The sequence below is a fragment of the Actinacidiphila alni genome (assembly GCF_900112845.1).
Classification (GTDB): domain Bacteria; phylum Actinomycetota; class Actinomycetes; order Streptomycetales; family Streptomycetaceae; genus Actinacidiphila; species Actinacidiphila alni.
The window spans coordinates 235,919-257,746 of the sequence record NZ_FONG01000003.1 but is presented as its reverse complement, the minus strand read 5'-3'; the positions used below and the strand labels follow the sequence as shown (position 1 = coordinate 257,746).

The following is a 21,828-nucleotide window of genomic DNA, read 5'->3' as shown; positions in this document are numbered from 1 at the left end:
GGCGGATGCTGGTGCTGCGGCGCCGGCGGATCGCGGTACGGCTCCAGTGGCGCTCGGTCGTCGTCTGCGCGGTGCTCGCGGTCGTGATCGCCGGTGCGGCGGTGCTCGCGCTGATGACCGGCTCGTACGCGCTGGGCCCCGGGCAGGTGCTCGCCGCGCTGACCGGCCGGGAGACCGGCATCGTCCACGACATCGTGGTCGAGTGGCGGCTGCCCCGGGTGGCCGCGGCGCTGATGTTCGGCGCGGCTCTGGGTGTGAGCGGGGCCGTTTTCCAGTCACTGTTGCGCAACCCGCTCGCCGACCCCGGCATCGTCGGCTTCTCCCAAGGCTCCTACACCGGGGCACTGATCGTGATCCTGGTCGTCAACGGCAGCTATGCGCAGCTGGTCGGCGGGGCGCTGCTGGGCGGCATGGTCACCGCCGTGGCGGTGTACGTGCTCGCCTACCGGCGGGGCGTACAGGGATTCCGGCTGATCATCGTCGGCATCGGCGTCTCGGCGATGCTCGGATCGCTCAACACGTGGCTGATCCTCAAGGCCGACCTGGACCAGGCGATGTCCGCGGCGGCGTGGGGCGTCGGGTCGCTGAACGGCGTGTCCTGGAACCAGGTCGCCATCGGTGGCGCCTGCATCGCCGGACTCCTGCTGCTGGCCGGGGTGTTGGGCCGGCCGATGCGGCAGCTGGAGCTGGGTGACGACGCGGCCGCTTCGCAAGGGGTCCGGGTCTCGCCCGCGCGCCTCGGTCTGATCCTGGTGGGAGTGGCATTGACGGCGACGGTCACAGCCGCGTCGGGGCCGATCGCGTTCATCTCGCTGGTCGCCCCGCAGATCGGACGACGGCTCACCCGCACCGCCGGGATCACCCTCGCCCCCGCCGCCTTCGTCGGCGCACTGCTGTGTCTGGTGTCGGACTACCTCGCCCAGCACATCGCACCCACCCCGCTGCCCGTCGGCATCATCACCGTCATCCTCGGCGGCGGCTACCTCGGATACCTGCTGTTCACCGAAGCCAGGAGACGTCTGTGAGCGCAACCCCGCCCGGCACCGCGCGCCTTCGTGTGGAGTCGGCGACGATCGGCTACGACAAGCGGATCATCTCCGAGCACCTGTCGGTGGCGATCCCCGACGAGTCGTTCACGGTCGTCGTCGGCCCGAACGCGTGCGGCAAATCCACCCTGCTGCGCAGCCTGTCCCGGCTGCGGAAGCCGTCGGCCGGGCAGGTCGTCCTCGACGGCGCCGACATCAACTCGTACAAGACCAAAGAGGTGGCGCGGCGGGTCGGACTGCTGCCGCAGACCTCGATCGCCCCGGACGGGATCACCGTCGCCGACCTCGTGGCCCGGGGACGGTACCCCCACCAGGGGTTCATCCGGCAGTGGACCGGGGACGACGAGCAGGCCGTCCTCAGGGCGATGCGCCAGACCTCGGTCGCCGACCTGTCAGGGCGCCTGGTGGACGAGCTGTCGGGCGGGCAGCGCCAGCGCGTGTGGGTGGCGATGGCGCTCGCCCAGCACACCGACATCATGCTGCTCGACGAACCGACGACCTTCCTCGACATCACCCACCAGATCGAGCTGATGGAGCTGTTCACCGATCTGCACCACGCCGGCCACACCCTGGTCGCCGTACTGCACGACCTCAACCACGCCGCACGCTACGGAACGCATCTGATCGCCATGAAGGACGGCGCCGTCGTCGCCGAGGGTTCTCCGGACGAGGTCGTCACGGCCGAACTGGTCGAGGAGGTGTTCGGGTTGCGCTGCCTGGTGGTGCCCGATCCCGTGGCCGGCAGTCCCCAAGTGGTGCCGCTCGGCCGCGAACGAACCCCCCGAAGGTCCGCTGACAAGGTCGACGTGGAGAGCGCGAGAAATGGCTGATCCGTTGGTCGAGAAGTTGTCGACCGGTGAGTGGAGCCCGGAAAGGTTCAGACGGCACCTCAAGGAGACGGGGGCGCCGCTTGTCGAGCGGGTCTCCGCGGACGAGGTGGAGGTGACGTTCGTCGACGAGCCCGGGGACGACGCGATGGTCACCCTCTCGGTGGTGATCGGCCCCAGAGCCGGCTTCAACCCGATCGCGGGTGAGTTCGCCCCGGTGGCAGGGACGCCGTTCCGCGTTCTCACGCTGCGGATGCGTTCCGACCTGCGCTTCTCGTACATGTTCGTACGACATGGGCCGACCGGTGAGAGCGTACGGGTCCCGGACCCGTTCAACCCGCCACCGAGGTTCTCGGAATGCTCGGTGGAGCGGTTCTCCGGGGCCTCGGTGGCAGCGCTCCCCGACGCGGCGCCGTTGCCCTGGCTCGATCAGGCCGAAGCACGACCGGCCCAGGCAGCGGAAACCGCCGTGCTGGCGAGCCAACTCCTGGGAGACGAACGCCGCGTCTGGGTCTCGATGCCCCCGGGCGAGTTCCCGGACGGAAGTGCGCTGCCCTTCGTGATCCACCTGGACGGGACGCCGGATCACAGCGCGCCGAGCGTTCGTGACGCCCTGGTCCGGGCGGGACTGGTCCGGCCCTGCGTGGTGGTCCTCGTCAGTCAGCCCGCACCGCGGCGCGACAAGGAACTGCTCTGCAACCCGGCGTTCTCCCGGATGCTGGTCCAGGAACTGCTGCCGTGGCTCCACCACCGGTATCCGCTCTCACGGGACCCCGGTGACGTCGCGCTGGCCGGCGAGAGCTTCGGCGGTCTGTGCGCCGGCTGGACAGCGCTCCACCACCCGACGACGTTCGGCAACGCCATCCTCCAGTCCCCGTCATGCGGATACCACCCGGACCTCACGTGGGGCACCGGGGCGGCCGAACTGCTGCGCCGCTCCCCCGTACCGACACTCATCGCCGACTGCCTGGCCGCGGAGACGGCGCCGATCCGCGTCTTCCACGACGTCGGTGAGCTGGAGAGCTCGAACACCCACAGCCGCTGGCTGGACCACGTACTCACCGCGAAGGGCTACGACACCCTCTACAGAGAGTTCGCCGGCGGACACGACTACGCGTGGTGGCGAGGAATCTTCGCCGACGCCCTGCTCTGGTGCTTCCCGTTCAGCAGCGTGGACCGGAGCCAGGTATGAGGAATTCGCCGCGTCTCCCGGGCGCCGACACCGAAGGACTGGGGCGAGGGCCGCTGACCCGCCGACTGCCCGTACTCCTGCTCGCTCCCGCCGAGCCGCCCGGCGCCCGGCCGTTGGAGTCCGGGCCCGGGACAACCCCGGGCCGGTTCCTGCTGCGCGTGATCTTCTCGGTGAGGCGGGTCAGCGTTCCCGCGATGCTGCTGGCGATCGTCTGGCAGGTGGGCGAGTCCGCGGTCCCGGTGGTGATGGGACTCGCGATCGACCGGGCGGTTGCCACCGGGGACGGGGGACAGCTGATCCTGTGGCTCGGCGTGCTGGTGGCCCTCTACGTCGCGCTGACAGCGGCGGCGAGGCTCTCACTGCGACTGACCGCCTATGCGGTGCAGGTGGTACAGCACCGGCTCCGCGGCGCCCTCTCCACGGGCGTGCTGCACCCGGCCGGCGGCGCCGCCCGTGCGCCGGGCGGCAACGTGGTGTCGGTAATGACGAGCGACGTCGCGCGGCTGTCCAACGCGGTGATCCTGACGATCATCCCGATCTCGAGGATCACGGCCATCGGATTCATTGCGGTATCGCTGCTGGCGACGCACTGGCTGCTCGGGCTCGTGGTGCTGTTCGGGGCGCCGGTCGCGGTCTGGTCGATGAGCGTGCTCAGCGGGCGTCTCTCCCGGGACACCCGCGAGTACCAGGAGCTGCTGGCCTCCACGGTCGCGCAGGCCACGGACCTGGTCGCCGGCTACCGGGTGATCAAAGGGATGCGGGCGGAGGCCGAGGCGTCCAGCCGGTACCGGCAGGCAAGCCGGAAGACCCTGGCCGGCGCCAGACGCAACGCGGGCCTGCTGGGGAGGTTCCTCGTGGGCTCGGGCGTGGTCAGCGGCACATTCGTCGCCGCGGTGCTGGGCCTGGCGGGCTGGTTCGCCGTTGACGGGCAGCTCAGCGTCGGTGGGCTGATCACCGCCATCGGCCTCGCCCAGGCGCTGCTGCCGCAGATCCAGGCGATCGCGAGCACGTCCGTCCCCAACCTTGCCGGCGCCCGCGCCTCGTCCGTACGTGTCCTCGACGTGCTTCGGGACAACGCCCCGTCGACGGTCGAGCCCGAAGCGACGGTTGAGCCCGATCACGCGGCCCAGCGGGAGGTCACCGCACCGCCGGGGCTGGACGTGGTCGTGCCGGGCAACTCCGGTCCCGGAGTGACGATACGCGTGGAGCCCGGCGAACTCCTGGGCGTGCGCGCCGACGACCGGACCGCCGCCCGTATCGTCGAGGCGCTGCTGGACCCGCGGGCCGAAGGAGGGGCCGAGGCACGGCTCGACGGGATCGCGGCGCGGCAGCTGTCCCCGGGCGACTACCGCTCCCGGGTCACCGTCGCACCGCACCGCGCCACACTGTTCAGCGGCACCCTGCGCGACAACGTCGCCGTGATCGCAGGCGCGCCCGACCGGGTGGACGCGGCAGTGTGGGCCGCCGCTTGCGACGACTTCGCGGCCGACCTCGACCTCCCGGTCGGCGAAGGCGGCAACCGGCTCTCGGGCGGCCAGCGCCAGCGAGTCGCACTCGCCCGCGCCCTGGCGAGCGACGCACCGGTGCTCGTGCTCCACGACCCGACCACCGCGGTCGACTCGGTCACCGAGCACAGGATCGCGGGCCGGCTGCGCGGTGTCCGGGCAGGCCGCTCGACGCTGCTGATCGCCTCGACCCCGGCGCTGCTCGCCGCCTGCGACCGCGTCGTCGAGCTGCCCGACACCGTACCCGCGACCTCAAGGACGGCACAGTGAACGGCACTTCCGCCGAGCCCGGGACCGCGGCTTCCGACGCCGGTCCGCCCGGGCTGCCGGTCGCGAGCGGCAGCGAGACGGCCAGGGAGCTGTGGCGGCTCAGCCGCGGGTACCGGCTCCGGCTCGCCGCGACCGGGGTGCTGGGGATCGTCAGCACCGGAGTCGACCTGATCGTTTCCGTGGTCATCGGATTCCTCGTCGACCGCGTGCAGGCCGGCACCGCGGACCTCACCACCGTGCTGACGGCCACAGCCGTCATGGCGCTCTCGGCGGTCCTCGGTGCCGCGGGCACCGCGCTGACGATCGTGCTCGCCACCCGCGTCTACCACTCCATCCTCGCCGCGCTGCGCGAGCAGCTCGTGGACGACGCGATGACGCTCCCGCAGCACCTCGTCGAGCGTGTCGGCACCGGAGACCTGATCTCGCGGTCCAGTGACGACGTCACCGCGGTCGCCGACGCCGCCCCCGCGGTGATCCCGGTGCTCACCGTCACCGCCTTCACCATCGTCGTGTCGCTGGGCGGGCTCGCGGCACTGGAATGGCCCTATGCCGCCGCCTTCGCGGTCGTGCTGCCGGTCTACGTGCTGGCCGTGCGGTGGTACCTGCGCATCGGGCTGGGGGTCTACCGCGCCGAGCGCACGGCGATGAGCGCGCGTGCCCAGCAGATCCTCGAGTCCCAGCGCGGCTATGCCACCGTGCTCGGCTTCGGACTCGCCGAGCAGCGGCACCGGGCCGTGATGACGAACTCCTGGCGCGTCGCGCGGCAGACGCTGCGCGCACGCACCGTGCTGAGCATGCTCAATGCCCGGCTCAACCTCGGGGAATGCCTGAGCCTGGCCGCCGTACTCGTCGTCGGTTTCGTCCTCGTCGACCACGACGCATCGACCGTCGGCGGCGCCACCACCGCCATGCTGCTCGTGCTGCGCCTGCTCGGACCCGTCAACCAGCTGTTGCTGGTGATCGACACCCTCCAGTCCGCCCTCGCATCGCTGAGCCGCATGATCGGGGTCGTCACGATTCCGCGCGGCTCGCCGGATGTACCGGCGCAGGCCGCGAGCACCGACGTACGACTCGACGAGGTCTCGTTCCGTTACGGCGAAGGGCCACGGGTGCTCGACGACATCACCCTCGGCATCCCGTCCGGTCAGCGCGTGGCCGTCGTCGGCGTGTCCGGGGCGGGCAAGACCACGCTCGCCGGCGTGGTCGCCGGCACCCACCTGCCCGAGGCCGGGAGGGTGACTCGCCCCAGCCGTACCGCGATGATCACCCAGGAGGTCCACGTCTTCGCGGGCACCCTGCGTGACAACCTCACCCTCGCCGCGCCCGGGGCCACCGACCACGACCTCCGTGCGGCGCTGGAAGCCACCGGAGCCGCGTCAATCCTCGATGTCCTCCCCGACCGGTTGGACACCCTGCTGGGCGTCGGCGGATACCCGCTCACCGACGCGCAGGCGCAGCAACTCGCCCTCGCCCGCCTGCTGCTCACCGACGCCGAGTTGGTGATCCTCGACGAAGCGACCGCCGAGGCCGGCTCCACCTACGCCGGGCATCTCGACCGCGCTGCTGATGCCGTCCTCGCCGGGCGTACCGCGGTCGTCGTCGCGCACCGTCTCTCCCAAGCGGCAACGTGCGACCGGATCATGGTGATGGAGCGCGGCAGGATCATCGAGACCGGCACCCACGGAGAGCTGATCGACGCCGGTGGTGTGTACGCCGGGTTGTGGACGGCCTGGGAGGCCGCTCGGTGACAACGGCACCGCGAGGAGCCGACGCGTGGACCGGCTCGCGATGGAGCCGGCAGCCCGCACGTGCCTCGGATTCAGCGGCGGCCGGGCGGCTCACCGCACCGCGGCGGGCGAGTTGGCGTCGCGGATCAGGAGGTGGGGCGCGTCGCTCCCGTCCGCCGGCACCGCCCACACGTCCCATCCACCGCCGTGCCGCGGCAGCCCGTACATCACCGTGTGGTCGTCCAGCCAGGCCGCCTGATCGTCGACGCTGCGCTCCTCGGCCAGCGGTGTCTCCCGCATGGTCGCGAGATCCAGCACGAACAGCCGCCAGGGGCGGTTCGCGCTCGCGCTCACCCGTTTCTTGAAGACGATGCGGGTGTTGTCGGGCGACAGGGAGGGGCACTCGGCGTTCGTCCGCAGTGTGCGGGCGGTCCACGCGGCGAGGTCCCCCTTGACCAGGTAGGTACGGCCGGAGGTGCGTACGGTGGCGTAGAAGGTGTTGTCGTCGGCCGCGAAGCCGACACCCCAGTAGTTCACGTCGGCCGCGTGGTACGGCTTTCCGTTCAGCGTCAGCGGGATCCGCTCGATGTTGTCGACCAGCCGGCCGGTTCTGGTGTCCAGCACGGACGTGCGGGTGGAGGGGTCGTCGCGCAGGTAGGAGTCCCCCTGGACGAATGTGGTCCAGGAGAGCATGGCCCCGCTGGCCGAGACCCGCGCCCTGTTGGGGAAGCCCTCGGCCTTGACCTCGCGTGTAGGCCGCAGGGCCGCGTCGAGCACCGTGACATGGGTGGACGGCACCGGTCCCTTGCGCTGCATGCAGATCCCGGTGCCGTGGGCGGCATAGAGACGGTCGCACAGCAGATGCCCGGTGGTCCGGGGCGCGCCCGGGTGGTCAAGCGGCGCCGAGGCGATACGGCCGAAGCCCGAGCCCGCGGCGGTGTCACGGAAGAGGATCTGCCCGGCCGTGTCCAGCCGTACGGTCGCGCCGGCGTCATCGGTGCCGCCCGCGCGGACGCGCAGGACGTATCCGCTGACGGCGACGGCACTGACGAGGGTGACCACCAGCAGGATCAGCAGCCGGCTCCTGGAGTTCACGCGGAACGCTCCTCACGCAGGGGAAGAACGGCCAGCGCCACCACGACGGCGGCCGCAAGGACGGCCAGCGCCACCGTGAGAGCGTTGTGCAGGCCCCACCTGGCGGTGCAGAAGCTGGCCACGAAGACCGTGTCGTAGTGGCCGGGCGTGAGCATCAACAGCCCGAAGGCCGCCAACGGCCCGAGAAAGGCCCCGGTCGTGTCGGGCGCTGGACTCAGCTCTCCGCCCGTGGCACGTGGATCTCCACCGTGTCCACGATGGCCACGCCGCACACCCTGAGGATGTCGGCAAGGCTCGCGACGAAGTCGTCCAGCTTCTGCTTCTCCTCGATGACGACGACCACGCACGGGCCGTGTTCGGACAGACGTGAGACGTGGTCCTCGTGGACGCGCAGGTGGGCGCCGAAGCCCTCCACGGCGTGCAGGACGCTGGCGCCTGCCAGACCGGCGTGGCGGGCGCGATGCACGATTTCCGCGTACACCGGCCGGTGGTGCCACTGTGCGGATCCGGATACGTGGAAGGTGAGGCGCGAAGCCATTCCCTCGGACAGCATGTCCACCTCCTTGTGGATGCCGGGCCGGCTCAGGTCCAGATGGCTTCGGCGAAGGCCGTTCCCGTGAAGGCCGCGCCGAGGCCGGCGACCACGCTGCCCACCACATTCACAGCGGCGTAGAAGCGGGCGCCGTCCTCAGCCAGTCGAAGGGTCTCGTACGAGAAGGTCGAGTACGTGGTGAGGGCGCCGCACAGTCCGGTGCCGATGAGCAGCTGGATATTGGACGAGGCTCCGCCGGCGGCGACCGCACCGGTGACCAGGCCCAGAACGAGGCTTCCGACCACGTTGACGGTGAAGGTGCCCCAGGGGAACTGGGTGTCGTGTTTCGTCTGCACCGTACGGTCGGTGAGATAGCGCAAAGGCGCCCCGACCATCGCGCCGCAGATCACCAGGAGCCAGTTCATCCGTCCGCTCCCTGCGGAGCGTCGTCAGCGAAATACCGGGTGACCTGGCATTCGTCGAGGACCACCATTCCGCCGACCAGCAGCTCGTCCAGTTGCCGGAGAAACGCCCTGATCCGATCCTCGGCGTCCACGATCACGATCTCGACCGGAAGATCCTCGCTCAACGACAGCAGCCGAGTGGTGTGGATCAGCGACGACGCGCCGAATCCCTCGATTCCGCGGAAAACGCTGGCACCCGCGAGGCCGGCCTGGTGTGCCCGGTGCACGATCTCCTGGAACAGCGGCTTGTGGTGCCACGTGTCGCTTTCGTTGATGAGGATGGTCAGACGCAGAGCGGAACCGGTGGCCTTCACCGCTGCCTCCACTGGACTATTCGACGGGTCAGTACAGAAGCGGCCCAGACGGCGGCTATCGCCACGACCAGGGTGAGGACGAGATAGGCGAGGCCCGTTCGCGCTTCGCCCCGGTCGACGAGCCGACGGATGTCGGTGGCGTAGGTGGAGAAGGTGGTGAAGCCTCCGAGGACGCCGGTGCCGAAGAACGGACGGACCAACCGGTGTGCCGCCCACACATCGGTGATCACGACCATGAAGACGCCGATGACGGCGCAGCCGACCGCGTTGACCGTCAGCGTGGTCCACGGGAACGCGGACGGCGGCGTGGGCCAGGCGAGTGAAGCGCCGTAACGGGCGCAGGCGCCGACAGCGCCGCCCACCGCCACCACAGCGATGACCGGACGCTGGTTCTGCCGGGCTTCCTGCCGTTGGGCGGGGATGTGCAAGTCGATATCGGGATCGACCGGTTCGTCGTTCAGCATGGGGGACCGGGCCTTCGCCACATTCATCTCCTACTCGCCGTCGGCACGGCACGGTCGTCGACCGTGTGTACGTCGCAAGTAGGGACCGTTGACGGCGCGGACGCCGTGGTTCGGGTACGGCGGGCCCCACCGCCGTACGGCCTCGCGTACGAAGCCGTGATACCAACGATAGCGGCCTGGGTACCCGGCCGCAGCCTCACCCACCTGTGCCCCATGTGCTTGTCGCGGCAGGCTGCCGCGACAGAGCGTTGTTCAGCGGACGCCGTACGGAAGCGAAGGCTGGGCATCGGCGAGTTCGAGGAGACGGTTGTACTTGGCGACGCGCTCACCGCGGGCCGGGGCCCCGGACTTGATCTGGCCGGCGCCGGTGGCGACGACGAGGTCGGCGATGAAGGCGTCCTCGGTCTCTCCGGACCGGTGCGAGACCATCTGGGTGTATCCGGCCTCCCGGCAGATGCGCATGGCCTCGAGCGTCTCGGTGACGGTGCCGATCTGGTTGACCTTGATCAGCGCGGAGTTGCCGACCTTGCGGCTGATGGCTTCGGTGATGATGGCGGGGTTGGTGACGAAGATGTCGTCGCCCATGATCTGGACCCGGTCGCCGAGGCGGGCGGTCAGCCGTGTCCAGCCGTCCCAGTCGCCTTCCCCGAGTCCGTCCTCGATGCTCCAGACCGGGAAGCGCTCGATGATCTCCTCGTACCGGTCGATGAGTTGATCGGACGTCAGGCTGTCACCGGCGACGGTGTACCGGCCGTCCCTCCAGAATTCGCTGGCGGCCGGGTCGAGCGCGATGGCGATTCCCTCGCGGCCCGGTGTGTATCCGGCGTCGGTGATTGCCTCGACGAGCAGGGCGAGGACGTCTTCCGGCCGGTCGATGGCCGGGGCGAAGCCGCCTTCGTCCCCGAGCCCGGTGGCGTGTCCGCCCGCGGCCAGCCGCGCTTTGAGACGCCCGTACACCTCCGCGCCCGCCCGTACGGCCTCGGTGAACGACGGCGCGCCCAGCGGGGCGAGCATGAACTCCTGGAAGTCCAGAGCGTTCGCGGCGTGTGCTCCGCCGTTGACCACGTTGAAGTGCGGTACGGGAAGGCGCGGCGAGGTCCCCGCCACGACCGAGAGCGACTCCCACAGGCCGACGCCCTTGACCGCGGCTTCGGCCCGCGCTGCCGCCAGGGAGACGCCGATGACCGCGTTGGCGCCGAGCCGGGACTTGTTGTCCGTACCGTCCAGGACGATCAGTGCCCCGTCGACCTCGACGGCGGAGGTGAAATCCCTGCCGATGAGAGCGTCGGCGATCTCGCCGTTGACGTTCTCCACGGCCTTCCTGACTCCCTGGCCCGCGAAACGCGCCGCGTCACCATCACGCAGTTCGACGGCTTCCCGGCTGCCGGTGGAAGCGCCGGACGGCACGCCCGCCCTGACTGTCCTTCCGTCGTCGCACGTCAGTGTGACCGAGAGGGTCGGTCGGGCCCTCGAATCGAGGATTTCGACGGCGTGTACGGCGGAGAAGCGCAAATTCATGGCATTCCTTTTCGTGGGTTACGGAAGGGTGGCGTCGACAGTCACGACTGATGGTGCACAGCACGCTTGCGGGATGCCTCGATCTCGGCATACGCGGCGTCCCGGCCGTCCCAGTGCGAACCATCCACCGACTTGCCGGGTTCAAGGTCCTTGTAGACCTCGAAGAAATGGGTGATCTCCAGCAGATCGAATGTCGGTACGTCCGTGATGTCCTGAAGCGCGGCGTAGCGCGGATCGTGCGCGGGCACGCACAGGACCTTTTCGTCCGGGCCCTTCTCGTCGGCCATCACGAAGACGCCGATGGCCCGGCAGTGAATGACGCATCCGGGGTACGTGGGCTCGCCGACCAGCACCAGGGCGTCGAGCGGGTCGCCGTCCCGGCCGAGGGTGTCCTCGACGAACCCGTAGTCGGCCGGATACCGGGTGGCGGTGAAGAGCATCCGGTCCAGCCGGATCCGCCCCGATTCGTGATCCATCTCGTACTTGTTGCGGGATCCCTGCGGGATCTCCACTACCACGTCGAATTCCACTACAGACTCCTCTGTCCCATATCGTCGTCCGCCTCCGGAGATTCCATGAGTGCGGCGTCTTCCCTGAAACGCGGGCCGGAGAAGATCCGGCCGTCGATCCACGTGGCTGCACGCCGGCCGCCGTCCATCTCGGCAGGCGCTGTCGTGCCGGGGCACGGCGCCGCCGTGCGGGTCACCGATTTGTCCGGCGGACGTCATGACCGGTCCCCCGTGGCGTCGGAGCGGTCCGCGAGGGCGGATACTTCGTCACGCAGTCGGCGCAGCGCGTCGGCCGGCGCGCCCAGGCCGAGCAACTGCTGTCGGGCCCGCTCCTCGGCCGGTCCGTGCGGGGCTGCGGACACGCGGCTCAAGGCTTCCTGGAGGAGGGCTTCGTGGAATGCGAGGAGCCGGGACGCACGGCGGTGCAGCGGAGCGCAGGTCTCATCGGGATTCAGGGCACGCAGCCGTACGACGAGTTGGTGGTACACCTCCGTCTGGCGGACCACCTGCTGCTGAGCGGTGACGAGGAGCAGCGGCTCGCCGCAGACGGCGATCGCCTGGTCCGCCGCGGTCTGGGCGCCGACGGCGTCGTCCAGCAGCGCGATCAGTGCGGCAAGCCGCACCTGAGGAGTGTTCGCGTCGGCCTCCGGCCGCCGCTGCCGCCGGTGGAGGGCGCGCGCCCAGCCTCCGAACACACCCCGCAACGGCACATGGCGCGGGGTGGGGGGCGGCAGAGCGGCTGCGGGCATGACTCCTCCTGGTTGCGATGTCAACCAGGGACCGTCAGCGGCATGATGCCGCGGTTTCGGTGAGCCCCATCACCGGACTGCTGGAGATTCCTTTCCAGTGTGCCTGCGCACGAGAGCCATGGATAGCACACGCCACGCCGATTCGGCCAAACGGTCGACGCCCGCCGGGCCGTCACTTCCTCCCACCCGTCCCGGTGATTGCCCCGGCAAAAGCCGTCACCAGCGCGGCGAGGCCGACAGGGACCGCCCATACGGCGTCGGCCGACGGAAGGAGGAGGACAACGGCAAGAACGCACGTCACGGCCAGGGCCCCAACGACCGCCCGGCACGTTGCGGACGCCCGGGACCGGACCTCCTGCACGTCCAGCGCGGCGATGTACGTGATCGTGGCCGCGGAGACGACCAGAGCCTGGGCCGTACTGGAGTGTCCGCCCGGCACCACGAAAGCCGCGGCGAAAGACACCACGGCGAGCCCCGCCACGGTGTCGCCGCCGCGATCACCGGCGACCGTCCGCATCAGCAGTGCCGCGCCGATGATGAGCAGAGCTCCGGCGATGGCGCGGGGCAGCCCGGCCACCGCCACGACCAGCAGCACGCCACCGCTCACGGACACCGCCGTCCGCGCCGCCGGCCCGGAGGTCATCACGGCCACCGACCCGGAATGGGGTGACCCCGCACCGGTCTCAGAGCCGCGGACAACGGCACGAGCTCGTCCCAGAGCACGACCGGCACCCCGGACTGCCGGAGTTCCCACCGGTCGGCCGCACGGTCCAGCCGCCACAGCCGTACCGCCGTCGAGTCCAGGGAGCTGCGCCGGGCGGTGTGCGGGGCGGCGTTCAGGACGTCGACCACGGTCAAGGGGTGTCCTGTGCGCCGCAGTTCTCGCGCGGTGAGCCGTGCGCGCTCGTCCAGCAGCGGAGAGAAGAAGACCGTCAGCGCGCCGTGCGGAAGGACCGTGGGCGGCAGCGTGTTCACGTCGGGGTCGACGAAGCTGTCGTTGAGCCGAACGTCGAGCACGGCCTCGGCGACGCGGTGGAACTGATGGGCTCCGACTCCGGGTGCCAGTCCGCGCAGCGACCCGCCCACCGCGACGACGCCGACCCGCTCACCGTGCCGGAGATGGGCCCGCGCCAGACCGGAGGCCCCGCGTACGGACAGGTCGAGCGAGTCGCGCCCGAACGGGCCCACGCGGAGGAAGGCATCGATCAGGACGATCAGGTCAAAAGAACGTTCGTCCTGCCGGGTCGTCACGAACAGCTCGCCCCGGCGTGCGCTGACCGCCCAGTTCACCTGACGCGGCCGGTCACCGGGCCGGTACGGCCGCAGTCCTTCGAATTCCAGCCCGGACCCGGGCGACGCCACCGGGTGCTCGCCGACGCGGCGGGGAAGTTCGGCCGGTAGCAGCACGGCATCCGTCGCGGCGGGTGCGGGCAGCACGATCACCTCCGCGACGGGACCGTTGACGATGGCCAGGCACAGACCGCCGGGCCCCCGTACGGCCAATGACAGCGATCCGGTGCGCCGGCGTCCCCACCGCACCGCTCGCAGCCGCCAGGTCAGGGTCACCCGGTCCACGGCACACGCCGGAAGTTCCGGTGCGTGGAGCAGTTCGAGACCCGCGGGCAGCGGCAGCACGGCCGAGGAGATGTTCACCAGCCCGTCGAACCGCACCACACACGACACGGTGACCTCTTCGCCCTCCTGACAACGGTCCGGATCGCCACGCGTGCCCACACGGACATCGGTCGGCAGGGTCCGGTCCGCGGAGGCCAGCCACCACAGCAACGGCGTGGCGACCAGGACAAGTTCGGCTCTCCCGAGCACCGCGGCCAGACACAGGGCGAGTACGGATACGGCGGTGAGCCTGCGCAGGAGCGGTGAGGGCCGCCACCGCAGCGCGGACGGGGGCCCGACAGTGACCTCTGTCCCAGTGCCGGGCATCATGGTGCGCTCTCCCGCACCCGCGCCGGCACTGTGGCCGGCACCGGCACCTCACCCAGCACCTCGCCGACGATCTGGTCCCCGGTCACGCGCCGTGCCCACAACTCCGGCTTCACGACGATCCGGTGCCCCAGCGCCGGCACCGCCACCGCTTTGACGTCCCCGGGCGCGAGGAAGTCCCGGCCTTCCACCAGGGCATGCGCACGGGCCAGCTGCAGCAGGGCCAATGAGGCCCGCGGGCTGGCGCCCACCGCACAGTGCGGATGGCGGCGGGTGGCGGCGGCCAGCGCGACAACGTAGCGGTACAGGTCGTCGTCGACCTCGACCTTCTCCACCGCGCGCCGCATTGCCGGCAGGCCGGCGGGCTCGACGACCTGCCGGACGGACGGCGGCTCGGGCGACCCGGCCGCCACACGGCGGCGAAGTAGCTCCTCCTCGTCCGCCGCGGCCGGGTAGCCGATGCCGACCCGGGCGATGAACCGGTCCAGCTGCGCTTCGGGCAGCGGGTAAGTGCCCTCGAATTCGATGGGGTTGTCGGTGGCCAGGACGATGAACGGGTCCGGCAGTTCGCGCGTCTCACCGTCCGCACTGACCCGGTGCTCCGACATTGCTTCGAGAAGCGCGGCCTGTGTCTTGGGAGGTGTGCGGTTGATCTCGTCGGCGAGCAGGAGCTGCGTGAACACCGGTCCGGGACGGAACGACAGGTCACCGGTGCGTGCGTCGTACACCGGCGCTCCGGTCAGGTCGGCGGGCAGGAGGTCCGGGGTGAACTGGACGCGGGTGCAGGTCAGTCCGAGCGCGGTGGCGAAGGACCGGGCCATCAGCGTCTTGCCGACACCTGGGAGGTCCTCCAGCAGCACATGGCCGGAGGCAAGCATGCCGAGCAGGACCGTACGGAGCGCACCGCGCTTGCCGACGACGGCCTTCTCGATCTCGTCCAGGACGGCGCCCGCCAAGTCCGCGCACTGCCTGACAGTCGGGTCCTTGTCGACGAAAGCGGTCACAGGTCCTCCAGTCGGCGCAGGAGGCGCGCCACATCATCGAGGTGCGGAGGTTCGGCCGAGGAGTCGTCGCTGCGCGGCCGAGTGGCGTCCGCCAGCTTCCACAGGTCGGGGCCGAGCAGATCACGCGCGGCCTGTGGTTCGGCGACCGTGTCGACACCGGCGCGCTCCAGCAGTACGGCGGCCGTGATCCGTTCCAGAATCGGCCGGAGTGCGTGGTCGAAGTGGCGCAGGGATACCTGGCTCCATGACAGGGCGCCGCCGACCTTCCGGTAGCGGGCGAACTCCGCGTTCTCGAAAGGTGTCGCCCCCGGCGAGGGGCTCGGTGTACGCGGCCCCGGCGGGACCTTCGACCACCGCAGCGCCGTCACTGCGGCAACGGTCGCGCAGATGCCGGCCGCGAGCACGCCCGCGGGACCGGCGAGCCCCCAGCCAGCCCCGCACAGTCCCGCGCTGCCGCACACGACAGCGAGGAACACGCCGCGGCTCATGACGACTTCCCCGAAGCGGTGCGCGTGTGCGCGGCGTCCATGCGTCTGCGGGCCTCGGCGAGTGCCCGCGCGGCCTGGGCACTGTCCTCCGGCGTCGCGGCTCGGGCGCTGTAGCGCGCCGACAGATACCGCTCGGCCAGGCCGCGGGCGGCAGCGGTGTCCACGCCGTGGGCGCCGATCCGGTCGAGCAGTTCCTCCGGGGTCTCGGCGGGCGTCCGCGCCACGTGACGCGCGGCCAGATACGTCTCCAGGTCGGCGTAGTAGCCGATGATCTCCGCCCGCGGGCCGGACATGGGCGTACCGGGCGCCGCGGACCGGCCCGCCCGAACGGAATCCGGTCCGGGCCGCGCCGCGGGTCCGTCCGCCCCGGGGCGCCGGGCCCTGCGGCGCAGGACGACGATCACGACAGCGGCAGCGGTCAGCGCGACGAGGACCGTTACGGCGACGGTCGGGAGCATCCCGTAGGAGGTTGTGTAGTGAACCGAGTGGTTGTCAGGGACGGCCGGAGGGTGGTGGTGTGTGACGGACCGCGTCGGCTCCACCGCCGCGTGGCCGCCGCCGCGCCGGGCGGCGAGCACCATGAGACCAGCCACTCCCCCGACCGCGGCGAGCGTGATCACCAGCGCCGACAGCCTCGTGGCCCATCCGACGCGGGGCACTTCCACCACCCGCTGCGCGGCGTCCTTCGCCTTGCGCGAGCGCCGCCACAGCGCGATCGCGGTGGCCACCGGCAGCACGAAGGCGAGAACACCCACGGTCAGGCCGGCGGCATCCAGCGCGATGCCGACGGCCGGACCGCCGAAGAGCCGCCGGGGCCGGGCGTCGAGACCGACGGCGCCGCGGGCCCGGGCGCCGAGCAGCGCCACGGCGACCGCCAGGAACACGCCCACGCGGCGCGGCGACCAGGACGGCCGCGGCAGCCGTGCGCGTGACAGGTACGAAGGGTGAGCAGTCACAGGTCCCCGATTCGGCATCGGACGTTTCCAGGGACCGTCAGCGGAATTCCGCGTTCGAGGTGAGCCCCATCACCTGTGCACTGTGCCTCCAGGTTCGGTCAGGCGGCCGAGGCTGTCAAACGGCACCGGCAGCCGCGGTGGAGGCCCCGGGCGCGGCCCACGCGGCGGCGCCCCGGCTGTCGCCCGCTCCTGCGCCGCGTTACGGTGGAGGAGCGGTGGCACGCCACCGTACGGCGGTGGAACTCGCCGTGACCGCTGGTCCGTGCGGTCGAACCGCCGAACCGGCCAATGGCTCCTGCTCTCCTTTCCCGAGGAGGACGTCCGCCATGACCGATTCGCTGCCCAGCGTTCTGTTCACCGATCCGCGGGACGCGGACGCGACATCCGACGAGCAGCCGCCGTTCTTCACCGATCTCAACCTCGATCAGGTCGTCGGTGCTCTGACCTCCGGCCGCAAGGATTACGACCTCGCAGCCGTCTTCCACACCCCGATTCGGAACGCGGCCACCATCAGGCACCGGCACGAGGTGTTCCGGGATCTCGAAGACCCGGAGCTGGTGCGGGAGATCGGCGCCTTCGCCGGCCGAATGCGCGAGATGCGGCGGCAACTCGCCCAGGCGGACAAGCTCCGTCACCCCTATCAGCGCGAGACATGGTTCCTGGATGCCGTGGCCACTTACGGCGACGCCGTAGGGAATCTGGCCGACAGTCTCGAACGCCTTTCGCCCGCGTCAGCCGGCCTCACTGCCTTCCGGGATTTCCTGACCGGCTACCGGACCGGTGACGCGTTCACCGAATCGACCGAGCGCGCCCGGAACCTACGGACCCGGCTCTCCGAGATCCAGTACAACCTGCACATCACGGGCAGCCGGATCAGGGTCAGTGCCTATCAGGACCAGGCCGACTACGGCGCCGAGGTCATCGGCGTCTTCGAGAAGTTCCAGCAGGGAGAGGCCAAGGATCACCGCGTCGCGTACCGGTCCACAGTCGACATGAATCACGTCGAGGAAGCGGTGCTCGATCGCGTCGCCTGGTTGTTTCCCGACGTCTTCGCCGAGTTGGACACCTACTGCGAGCGCCACCGGGACTGCCTCGATCCGACCGTGGTCGCGTTCGACCGCGAAATCCAGTTCTATCTGGCCTATTTGGAGTTCATCGCGCCGCTCGAGGACGCCGGTCTGCCGTTCTGCCGTCCGCGAGTCGAGGACGCGTCCAAGGAGGAGTACGGCGAGGACGTCTTCGACCTGGCGCTGGCGGCCAAGCTCGTCGAGGAACGAACGCCGGTCGTGACGAATCACTTCGAGCTCTCCGGACCGGAGCGGGTCATCGTCGTCTCGGGTCCGAACCAGGGCGGCAAGACCACCTTCGCCCGCACATTCGGTCAGCTCCACCATCTGGCCGCCCTCGGCTGTCCGGTCCCGGGCCGCCGCGCCCGGCTGTTCCTGTGCGACCAGCTCTTCACACACTTCGAACGCGGCGAGAATCTCACCGACCTCAGCGGCAAGCTCCACGACGACCTGATCCGCGTCCACGACATCCTCGACCGGGCGACGTCGTCCAGCGTCGTCGTCATGAACGAGGTCTTCACCTCCACCACACTCAGCGACGCCGTACTTCTGGGCACCCGCGTCCTCAAGAGCGTCATCGACCGGGATCTGCTGTGCGTGTGCGTCACCTTCGTCGACGAGCTGGCATCCCTCGGGCCCAGCACCGTCAGCATGGTCAGCACCGTCGTCCCGGACGATCCCGCCACCCGCACCTATCGCGTGGTCAGAAAGCCGGCCGACGGCCTCGCGCACGCCCTTGCCATCGCGGAGAAGTACGCACTCACCTACCGGCAGCTCAAGGAGCGGATCGCGTCATGAAAGCCTTCCTCCTCCATCCGTACGAGGATTTCGACTGGCAGGCCGAACTTCCCTCCCATGAACCGGATCTGACACGGGATCTGGGTCTGGAGACGCTCTTCGACGCCATGGACGCGGACGACGCCTTCCTCAACGACGTCGCGCGGCGAGTCGTCCTGCTCGGGCTGCACGACCCCGGAGTGATCGTCTACCGGCAGGAAGTCCTCCGCGACTGCCTCGGCCACCCCGAGGTGCTGCGCGAGCTGTACGGTATCGCCGTCACCGCCATCGGCGGAGAACGCCGTATCTTCGGCAGTTTCAGCCGCAGCCCGGACTCGATCCTCTACCGAGCCGTGCAGGTACTGGACCTGTTCGTCGGACAGCTGCACGAACTGCGCCGGACGGCGGACGAGCACGCCGCGGAATTCACCTCGCCGGGATTCGCCCGCTTCTTCCGGATGCTGGAGACGGAACTCGACGACGCCTATTTCCAGACCGTGGAGGACCACCTCACCCGGCTGAAATTCCGCGGCGGTGTGCAGATCAGCGCGAACCTCGGCCGGGGAGCCAAGGGGACCGGCTATGTCCTGCGCGAGCCGCCGTCCCGGCTCGGCTGGTTCGACCGGCTCACCGGCAACGCCCCCACCTCGTACACCTACCGCGTCCCGGACCGCGACGAGGCAGGTGAGCACGACCTCGCGGAGCTGCGTGGCCGCGGCATCAATCTCGCGGCCGATGCCCTGGCCAAGTCCGCCGATCACATCCTGGGCTTCTTCGTCATGCTCCGCCGCGAGCTGGGCTTCTACCTCGCCTGCCTCAATCTCCATGAGCGGCTGACGGCGAAGGACGCACCTGTCTGCTTCCCCGAACCGTTCTCCGGCACCGGTCCGAGGCTGTCCTGCCGCGGGCTGTACGACACCTGCCTGGCCCTGCGCCAGGACGAGCCGGTGACCGGCAACGACGTCGACGCCGACGACCGCGCACTGCTGGTGGTCACGGGAGCGAACGAGGGCGGCAAGTCGACGTTCCTGCGCAGCGTCGGTCTGGCGCAGCTCATGACGCAGGCCGGCATGTTCGTCTCCGCGCGGGAGTACGTCTGCGACGTACGCGACGCCGTGTTCACGCACTGCCGTCGTGAGGAGGACGACGAGATGGTGAGCGGCAAGTTCGACGAGGAGCTCGCCCGTATGGACGACATCGCCCAACGCGTCACGCGCGGCGGCTTCGTGCTGTTCAACGAGTCCTTCGCGTCCACCAACGAACGCGAGGGATCCGAGATCGCCCGCCAGATCTTCCGGGCGCTCCTGGAATCGGGGGTGAAGATCCTCTGTGTCACGCACCTCTACGACCTCGCGCACAGCCTGTACGAGCAGCATCACGCCGACGCTCTCTTCCTGCGCGCCCAACGGCGGGACGACGGCACTCGCACCTTCCGTCTGGTCGAGGGCGAGCCGGAGCCCACCAGCCACGGCGAGGACTTGTACCAGCAGGTGTTCGGCACCGCCCCGGTGGCCGCCGGCAGCCCCCGACGTTCATGACCACGGTCCGGCGACACGTCTCGTAGGCGATCGGGTGACGTGCCGCGCGGCCCGTTGACGGGTGACGGGGGTGCGCCCACCATGGGACCCAGGCGATGAGGCTCGCCTTCAACCGCGGTTGTGCGCCGCTGATGGCTTCTACCGACAAATCCGCACCGGATCTCCGGTGCCCGTGTCCGGTGGAGGCCCGCGAATGAGCGCTGTACTGCCCGTTCCCCTGGTACAGGTTCTCCAACCGCTGACCGTACTGGTCGCCGCCCCCGGCCTGTCCGGTGCGATCGCCAAGGCCGAGGCGCGCATGCAGGGGCGGCGTGGCCCGCGCGTACTCCAGCCGTATTACGACCTCGCCAAACTGTTCGGCAAGGAGTCGCTGGCGCCGGAAGGGGCGAGCCGCTTCTTTCTGCTGGCACCGGTCATCGCGATGACCTGCTATCTCACGGTGCCGCTGCTGATTCCGGTCCTCACCTCGTTCGGGCTCCCGCTGGGCTACATGGGCGACATCATCGGCGGCGGCTTCCTGCTGTCACTGGCGAGCTTCTGCGTCGCGGTCGCCGCCGCCGAAACCGGCGCGCCCTACGCGCAGCTCGGCGCGAGCCGCTCCAAGACGTTCGGCGCGATCACCGAACCCGTTGTGCTCTTCGTCGTCTTCACCGTCGCGCTGGTCACCACCACGGATCTGCCGTACGCGCAGGCCGCCACCGTACGGTCCTCGGCGGATCAGATCATCCGACCGGCCCATCTGCTGGCCAGCGCCGCGCTGTTCCTGGTGATCCTCTACGAGACCGCCCGTATCCCGGTGGAGACGCACACCGGCACCAACGAGTTCGGGATGATCGAGGAGGCCCGCGCCCTGGAGCACTCCGGGCCGTATTTCGCCCTGCTCAAGTGGGGTTCGGCGTGCAAGCAACTCATCCTCTACACGATCCTCATCGATGTGTTCCTGGCGCCCTGGGGCCTGGCCTCCGGCACCTCGGCCGGACCCGTGGCGCTGGCGGTCCTCGCGCTGCTGGGCAAGGCACTCGTGCTCGGCCTGGTCGTGGCGGTCATCGACAACACCTTCGCCAAACTGCGGCTGTTCAAAATCACCGAATTCGTGTCGGCGGCGTTCCTGCTGGCGGTCCTGGCCGTGTTCACCCTCTATCTGGGAGGCGGCTGATGCCCGTCCCGCTCGCCGCCGACAGTGCCCCGACCACCTTCGAGGGCGCCACCAACACCGTCGCGGTCCTGCTGCTGCTCACCGAATTCGCGATGCTCCGCGCGACCCTGTCCCGGTCCCAGGTGCGGCTGTACGCGGTGCAGTCGCTGCTGGTGTCCGGGCTCGCGGCGATCGTGGCAGCCGACCGGGAGCTGCCGGAACTGTACGCCCTGGCCGCCGTGTCGCTGGCGTTGAAGGTGATCGCCGTGCCGTGGGTGATCACCCGGCTGCTGCGGGACGCGGGGGCGGAGATCGCGGGCTCCGGGGCGATCGGCGCGGCGAGTGCGACGCTGCTGTCCCTGGCGCTCGCCGGTGTCGGGTTCTTCGCCGTCGGTTCGCTCGACATCAGCAGCCCGTATCTGCCGCAGGCGGCGCTCGGCCTGTCGATGTCGATCGTGCTGGTCGCGTTCGTGCTGATGATCGTCCGCCGGGACGTCGTCTCCCAGGCCGTGGGCTTCTTCTCGCTGGAGAACGGGGTGTCCCTGGCCTCGCTCGTGGTGGCCGCCGGAATGCCGCTGATCATCGAAGTGGCGTTCCTCTTCGACCTGTTGGTGGCCGTCGTGGTGTTCGGCGTGCTGATGCGTGTCCACCACCACAGAACGTCGTCCCTGTCCACCGCCTCGCTGACCAGTCTGCGCGGGTGAGCGGGC

General features: G+C 70.1%; 23 protein-coding genes and 1 riboswitch. Of the genes, 9 read left to right on the top strand and 14 right to left on the bottom strand.

Translation table 11 applies throughout. The features are described from left to right. The first annotated feature begins 5 nt into the window (after positions 1-5). Genes BM076_RS06810 through BM076_RS06790 form a run of 5 tightly spaced genes read left to right on the top strand, consistent with a single transcriptional unit; the run spans position 6 to position 6,588 of the window. Complete coding sequence (locus BM076_RS06810) at positions 6-1,025, top strand: FecCD family ABC transporter permease (protein ID WP_093712676.1); 1,020 nt, start codon at positions 6-8, stop codon at positions 1,023-1,025. Then, the gene (locus BM076_RS06805) at positions 1,022-1,876 is read left to right on the top strand and encodes an ABC transporter ATP-binding protein (RefSeq protein ID WP_245795808.1); all 855 of its coding nucleotides are present in this window, start codon (positions 1,022-1,024) and stop codon (positions 1,874-1,876) included. The genes BM076_RS06810 and BM076_RS06805 overlap by 4 nt, the downstream gene beginning before the upstream one ends. Then, positions 1,869-3,065, top strand: a complete 1,197-nt coding sequence (locus BM076_RS06800; protein ID WP_093712455.1) for an alpha/beta hydrolase-fold protein — start codon at positions 1,869-1,871, stop codon at positions 3,063-3,065. Before BM076_RS06805 ends, BM076_RS06800 begins: the two co-directional genes overlap by 8 nt. Next, positions 3,062-4,840: an ABC transporter ATP-binding protein gene (locus BM076_RS06795; protein WP_093712454.1), complete on the top strand. Its 1,779-nt coding sequence runs from the start codon at positions 3,062-3,064 to the stop codon at positions 4,838-4,840. The genes BM076_RS06800 and BM076_RS06795 overlap by 4 nt, the downstream gene beginning before the upstream one ends. Beyond that, positions 4,837-6,588, top strand: coding sequence for an ABC transporter ATP-binding protein (locus BM076_RS06790; RefSeq protein ID WP_245795806.1), 1,752 nt, complete (start codon positions 4,837-4,839; stop codon positions 6,586-6,588). Before BM076_RS06795 ends, BM076_RS06790 begins: the two co-directional genes overlap by 4 nt. A 90-nt stretch (positions 6,589-6,678) precedes the next feature. On the opposite strand, the gene BM076_RS06785 is transcribed toward BM076_RS06790, so the two are convergent. The 14 genes from BM076_RS06785 to BM076_RS06720 all read right to left on the bottom strand — a co-directional run bounded on the left by BM076_RS06785 (position 6,679) and on the right by BM076_RS06720 (position 16,535). After that, on the bottom strand, positions 6,679-7,662 hold the full coding sequence (locus BM076_RS06785) for a TolB family protein (RefSeq protein ID WP_093712453.1): 984 nt from the start codon (positions 7,660-7,662) through the stop codon (positions 6,679-6,681). Beyond that, on the bottom strand, positions 7,659-7,838 hold the full coding sequence (locus tag BM076_RS36490; RefSeq protein ID WP_093712452.1) for a hypothetical protein: 180 nt from the start codon (positions 7,836-7,838) through the stop codon (positions 7,659-7,661). Before BM076_RS36490 ends, BM076_RS06785 begins: the two co-directional genes overlap by 4 nt. Positions 7,839-7,876: 38 nt before the next feature. After that, positions 7,877-8,215 carry a DUF190 domain-containing protein gene (locus tag BM076_RS06775; RefSeq protein ID WP_093712451.1) on the bottom strand — a complete coding sequence of 113 codons (339 nt, stop codon included), beginning with the start codon at positions 8,213-8,215 and terminating at the stop codon, positions 7,877-7,879. A 29-nt stretch (positions 8,216-8,244) separates the two neighbouring features. Beyond that, on the bottom strand, positions 8,245-8,619 hold the full coding sequence (gene crcB / locus BM076_RS06770; protein ID WP_093712450.1) for a fluoride efflux transporter CrcB: 375 nt from the start codon (positions 8,617-8,619) through the stop codon (positions 8,245-8,247). Then, a complete protein-coding gene (locus BM076_RS06765) occupies positions 8,616-8,972 on the bottom strand; it encodes a DUF190 domain-containing protein (RefSeq protein ID WP_093712449.1) in 357 nt (118 codons plus the stop codon). Before BM076_RS06765 ends, crcB (BM076_RS06770) begins: the two co-directional genes overlap by 4 nt. Further along, entirely contained in the window at positions 8,969-9,463 is a 495-nt protein-coding gene (crcB, locus tag BM076_RS06760; protein WP_245795804.1) for a fluoride efflux transporter CrcB, read from the bottom strand. Before crcB (BM076_RS06760) ends, BM076_RS06765 begins: the two co-directional genes overlap by 4 nt. A 225-nt stretch (positions 9,464-9,688) precedes the next feature. Beyond that, complete coding sequence (eno, locus tag BM076_RS06755) at positions 9,689-10,954, bottom strand: phosphopyruvate hydratase (protein WP_093712447.1); 1,266 nt, start codon at positions 10,952-10,954, stop codon at positions 9,689-9,691. A 41-nt stretch (positions 10,955-10,995) separates the two neighbouring features. Beyond that, on the bottom strand, positions 10,996-11,484 hold the full coding sequence (locus BM076_RS06750) for an inorganic diphosphatase (RefSeq protein ID WP_093712446.1): 489 nt from the start codon (positions 11,482-11,484) through the stop codon (positions 10,996-10,998). Between the two features lie 194 nt (positions 11,485-11,678). Next, the gene (locus BM076_RS06745; RefSeq protein ID WP_143120534.1) at positions 11,679-12,212 is read right to left on the bottom strand and encodes a hypothetical protein; all 534 of its coding nucleotides are present in this window, start codon (positions 12,210-12,212) and stop codon (positions 11,679-11,681) included. 172 nt (positions 12,213-12,384) lie between these two features. Then, a complete protein-coding gene (locus BM076_RS06740) occupies positions 12,385-12,864 on the bottom strand; it encodes a hypothetical protein (RefSeq protein WP_093712444.1) in 480 nt (159 codons plus the stop codon). Continuing rightward, complete coding sequence (locus tag BM076_RS06735) at positions 12,855-14,156, bottom strand: DUF58 domain-containing protein (protein WP_093712443.1); 1,302 nt, start codon at positions 14,154-14,156, stop codon at positions 12,855-12,857. The genes BM076_RS06740 and BM076_RS06735 overlap by 10 nt, the downstream gene beginning before the upstream one ends. Next, positions 14,153-15,157 carry an AAA family ATPase gene (locus BM076_RS06730; RefSeq protein ID WP_218160049.1) on the bottom strand — a complete coding sequence of 335 codons (1,005 nt, stop codon included), beginning with the start codon at positions 15,155-15,157 and terminating at the stop codon, positions 14,153-14,155. Before BM076_RS06730 ends, BM076_RS06735 begins: the two co-directional genes overlap by 4 nt. Continuing rightward, positions 15,154-15,645, bottom strand: a complete 492-nt coding sequence (locus BM076_RS06725) for a hypothetical protein (RefSeq protein ID WP_093712442.1) — start codon at positions 15,643-15,645, stop codon at positions 15,154-15,156. Before BM076_RS06725 ends, BM076_RS06730 begins: the two co-directional genes overlap by 4 nt. Next, a complete protein-coding gene (locus BM076_RS06720) occupies positions 15,642-16,535 on the bottom strand; it encodes a DUF4129 domain-containing protein (protein WP_093712441.1) in 894 nt (297 codons plus the stop codon). The genes BM076_RS06725 and BM076_RS06720 overlap by 4 nt, the downstream gene beginning before the upstream one ends. A gap of 392 nt (positions 16,536-16,927) precedes the next feature. On the opposite strand from BM076_RS06720, the gene BM076_RS06715 reads away from it, so the two are divergent. The 4 genes from BM076_RS06715 to BM076_RS06700 all read left to right on the top strand — a co-directional run bounded on the left by BM076_RS06715 (position 16,928) and on the right by BM076_RS06700 (position 21,822). After that, positions 16,928-18,466 carry a MutS-related protein gene (locus tag BM076_RS06715; protein WP_093712440.1) on the top strand — a complete coding sequence of 513 codons (1,539 nt, stop codon included), beginning with the start codon at positions 16,928-16,930 and terminating at the stop codon, positions 18,464-18,466. Beyond that, the gene (locus tag BM076_RS06710; protein ID WP_093712439.1) at positions 18,463-19,983 is read left to right on the top strand and encodes a MutS-related protein; all 1,521 of its coding nucleotides are present in this window, start codon (positions 18,463-18,465) and stop codon (positions 19,981-19,983) included. Before BM076_RS06715 ends, BM076_RS06710 begins: the two co-directional genes overlap by 4 nt. 82 nt (positions 19,984-20,065) lie before the next feature. Then, positions 20,066-20,131: riboswitch (Fluoride riboswitch) on the top strand. A gap of 45 nt (positions 20,132-20,176) precedes the next feature. Further along, positions 20,177-21,139, top strand: a complete 963-nt coding sequence (locus BM076_RS06705) for a respiratory chain complex I subunit 1 family protein (RefSeq protein ID WP_093712438.1) — start codon at positions 20,177-20,179, stop codon at positions 21,137-21,139. Further along, positions 21,139-21,822 carry a hydrogenase gene (locus tag BM076_RS06700; RefSeq protein WP_177246354.1) on the top strand — a complete coding sequence of 228 codons (684 nt, stop codon included), beginning with the start codon at positions 21,139-21,141 and terminating at the stop codon, positions 21,820-21,822. Before BM076_RS06705 ends, BM076_RS06700 begins: the two co-directional genes overlap by 1 nt. Positions 21,823-21,828 lie beyond the last annotated feature (6 nt).

What these genes read in the sequence shown, in the direction of transcription:
- BM076_RS06810 (WP_093712676.1), top strand. Translation starts at nt 6, where the DNA reads ATGCTGGTGCTGCGGCGCCGGCGGATCGCGGTACGGCTCCAGTGGCGC.
- BM076_RS06800 (WP_093712455.1), top strand. Translation starts at nt 1,869, where the DNA reads ATGGCTGATCCGTTGGTCGAGAAGTTGTCGACCGGTGAGTGGAGCCCG.
- BM076_RS06795 (WP_093712454.1), top strand. Translation starts at nt 3,062, where the DNA reads ATGAGGAATTCGCCGCGTCTCCCGGGCGCCGACACCGAAGGACTGGGG.
- BM076_RS06775 (WP_093712451.1), bottom strand. Translation starts at nt 8,215, where the DNA reads ATGCTGTCCGAGGGAATGGCTTCGCGCCTCACCTTCCACGTATCCGGA.
- crcB (WP_093712450.1), bottom strand. Translation starts at nt 8,619, where the DNA reads ATGAACTGGCTCCTGGTGATCTGCGGCGCGATGGTCGGGGCGCCTTTG.
- crcB (WP_245795804.1), bottom strand. Translation starts at nt 9,463, where the DNA reads ATGAATGTGGCGAAGGCCCGGTCCCCCATGCTGAACGACGAACCGGTC.
- eno (WP_093712447.1), bottom strand. Translation starts at nt 10,954, where the DNA reads ATGAATTTGCGCTTCTCCGCCGTACACGCCGTCGAAATCCTCGATTCG.
- BM076_RS06745 (WP_143120534.1), bottom strand. Translation starts at nt 12,212, where the DNA reads ATGCCCGCAGCCGCTCTGCCGCCCCCCACCCCGCGCCATGTGCCGTTG.
- BM076_RS06735 (WP_093712443.1), bottom strand. Translation starts at nt 14,156, where the DNA reads ATGATGCCCGGCACTGGGACAGAGGTCACTGTCGGGCCCCCGTCCGCG.
- BM076_RS06725 (WP_093712442.1), bottom strand. Translation starts at nt 15,645, where the DNA reads ATGAGCCGCGGCGTGTTCCTCGCTGTCGTGTGCGGCAGCGCGGGACTG.
- BM076_RS06715 (WP_093712440.1), top strand. Translation starts at nt 16,928, where the DNA reads ATGACCGATTCGCTGCCCAGCGTTCTGTTCACCGATCCGCGGGACGCG.
- BM076_RS06710 (WP_093712439.1), top strand. Translation starts at nt 18,463, where the DNA reads ATGAAAGCCTTCCTCCTCCATCCGTACGAGGATTTCGACTGGCAGGCC.
- BM076_RS06705 (WP_093712438.1), top strand. Translation starts at nt 20,177, where the DNA reads ATGAGCGCTGTACTGCCCGTTCCCCTGGTACAGGTTCTCCAACCGCTG.
- BM076_RS06700 (WP_177246354.1), top strand. Translation starts at nt 21,139, where the DNA reads ATGCCCGTCCCGCTCGCCGCCGACAGTGCCCCGACCACCTTCGAGGGC.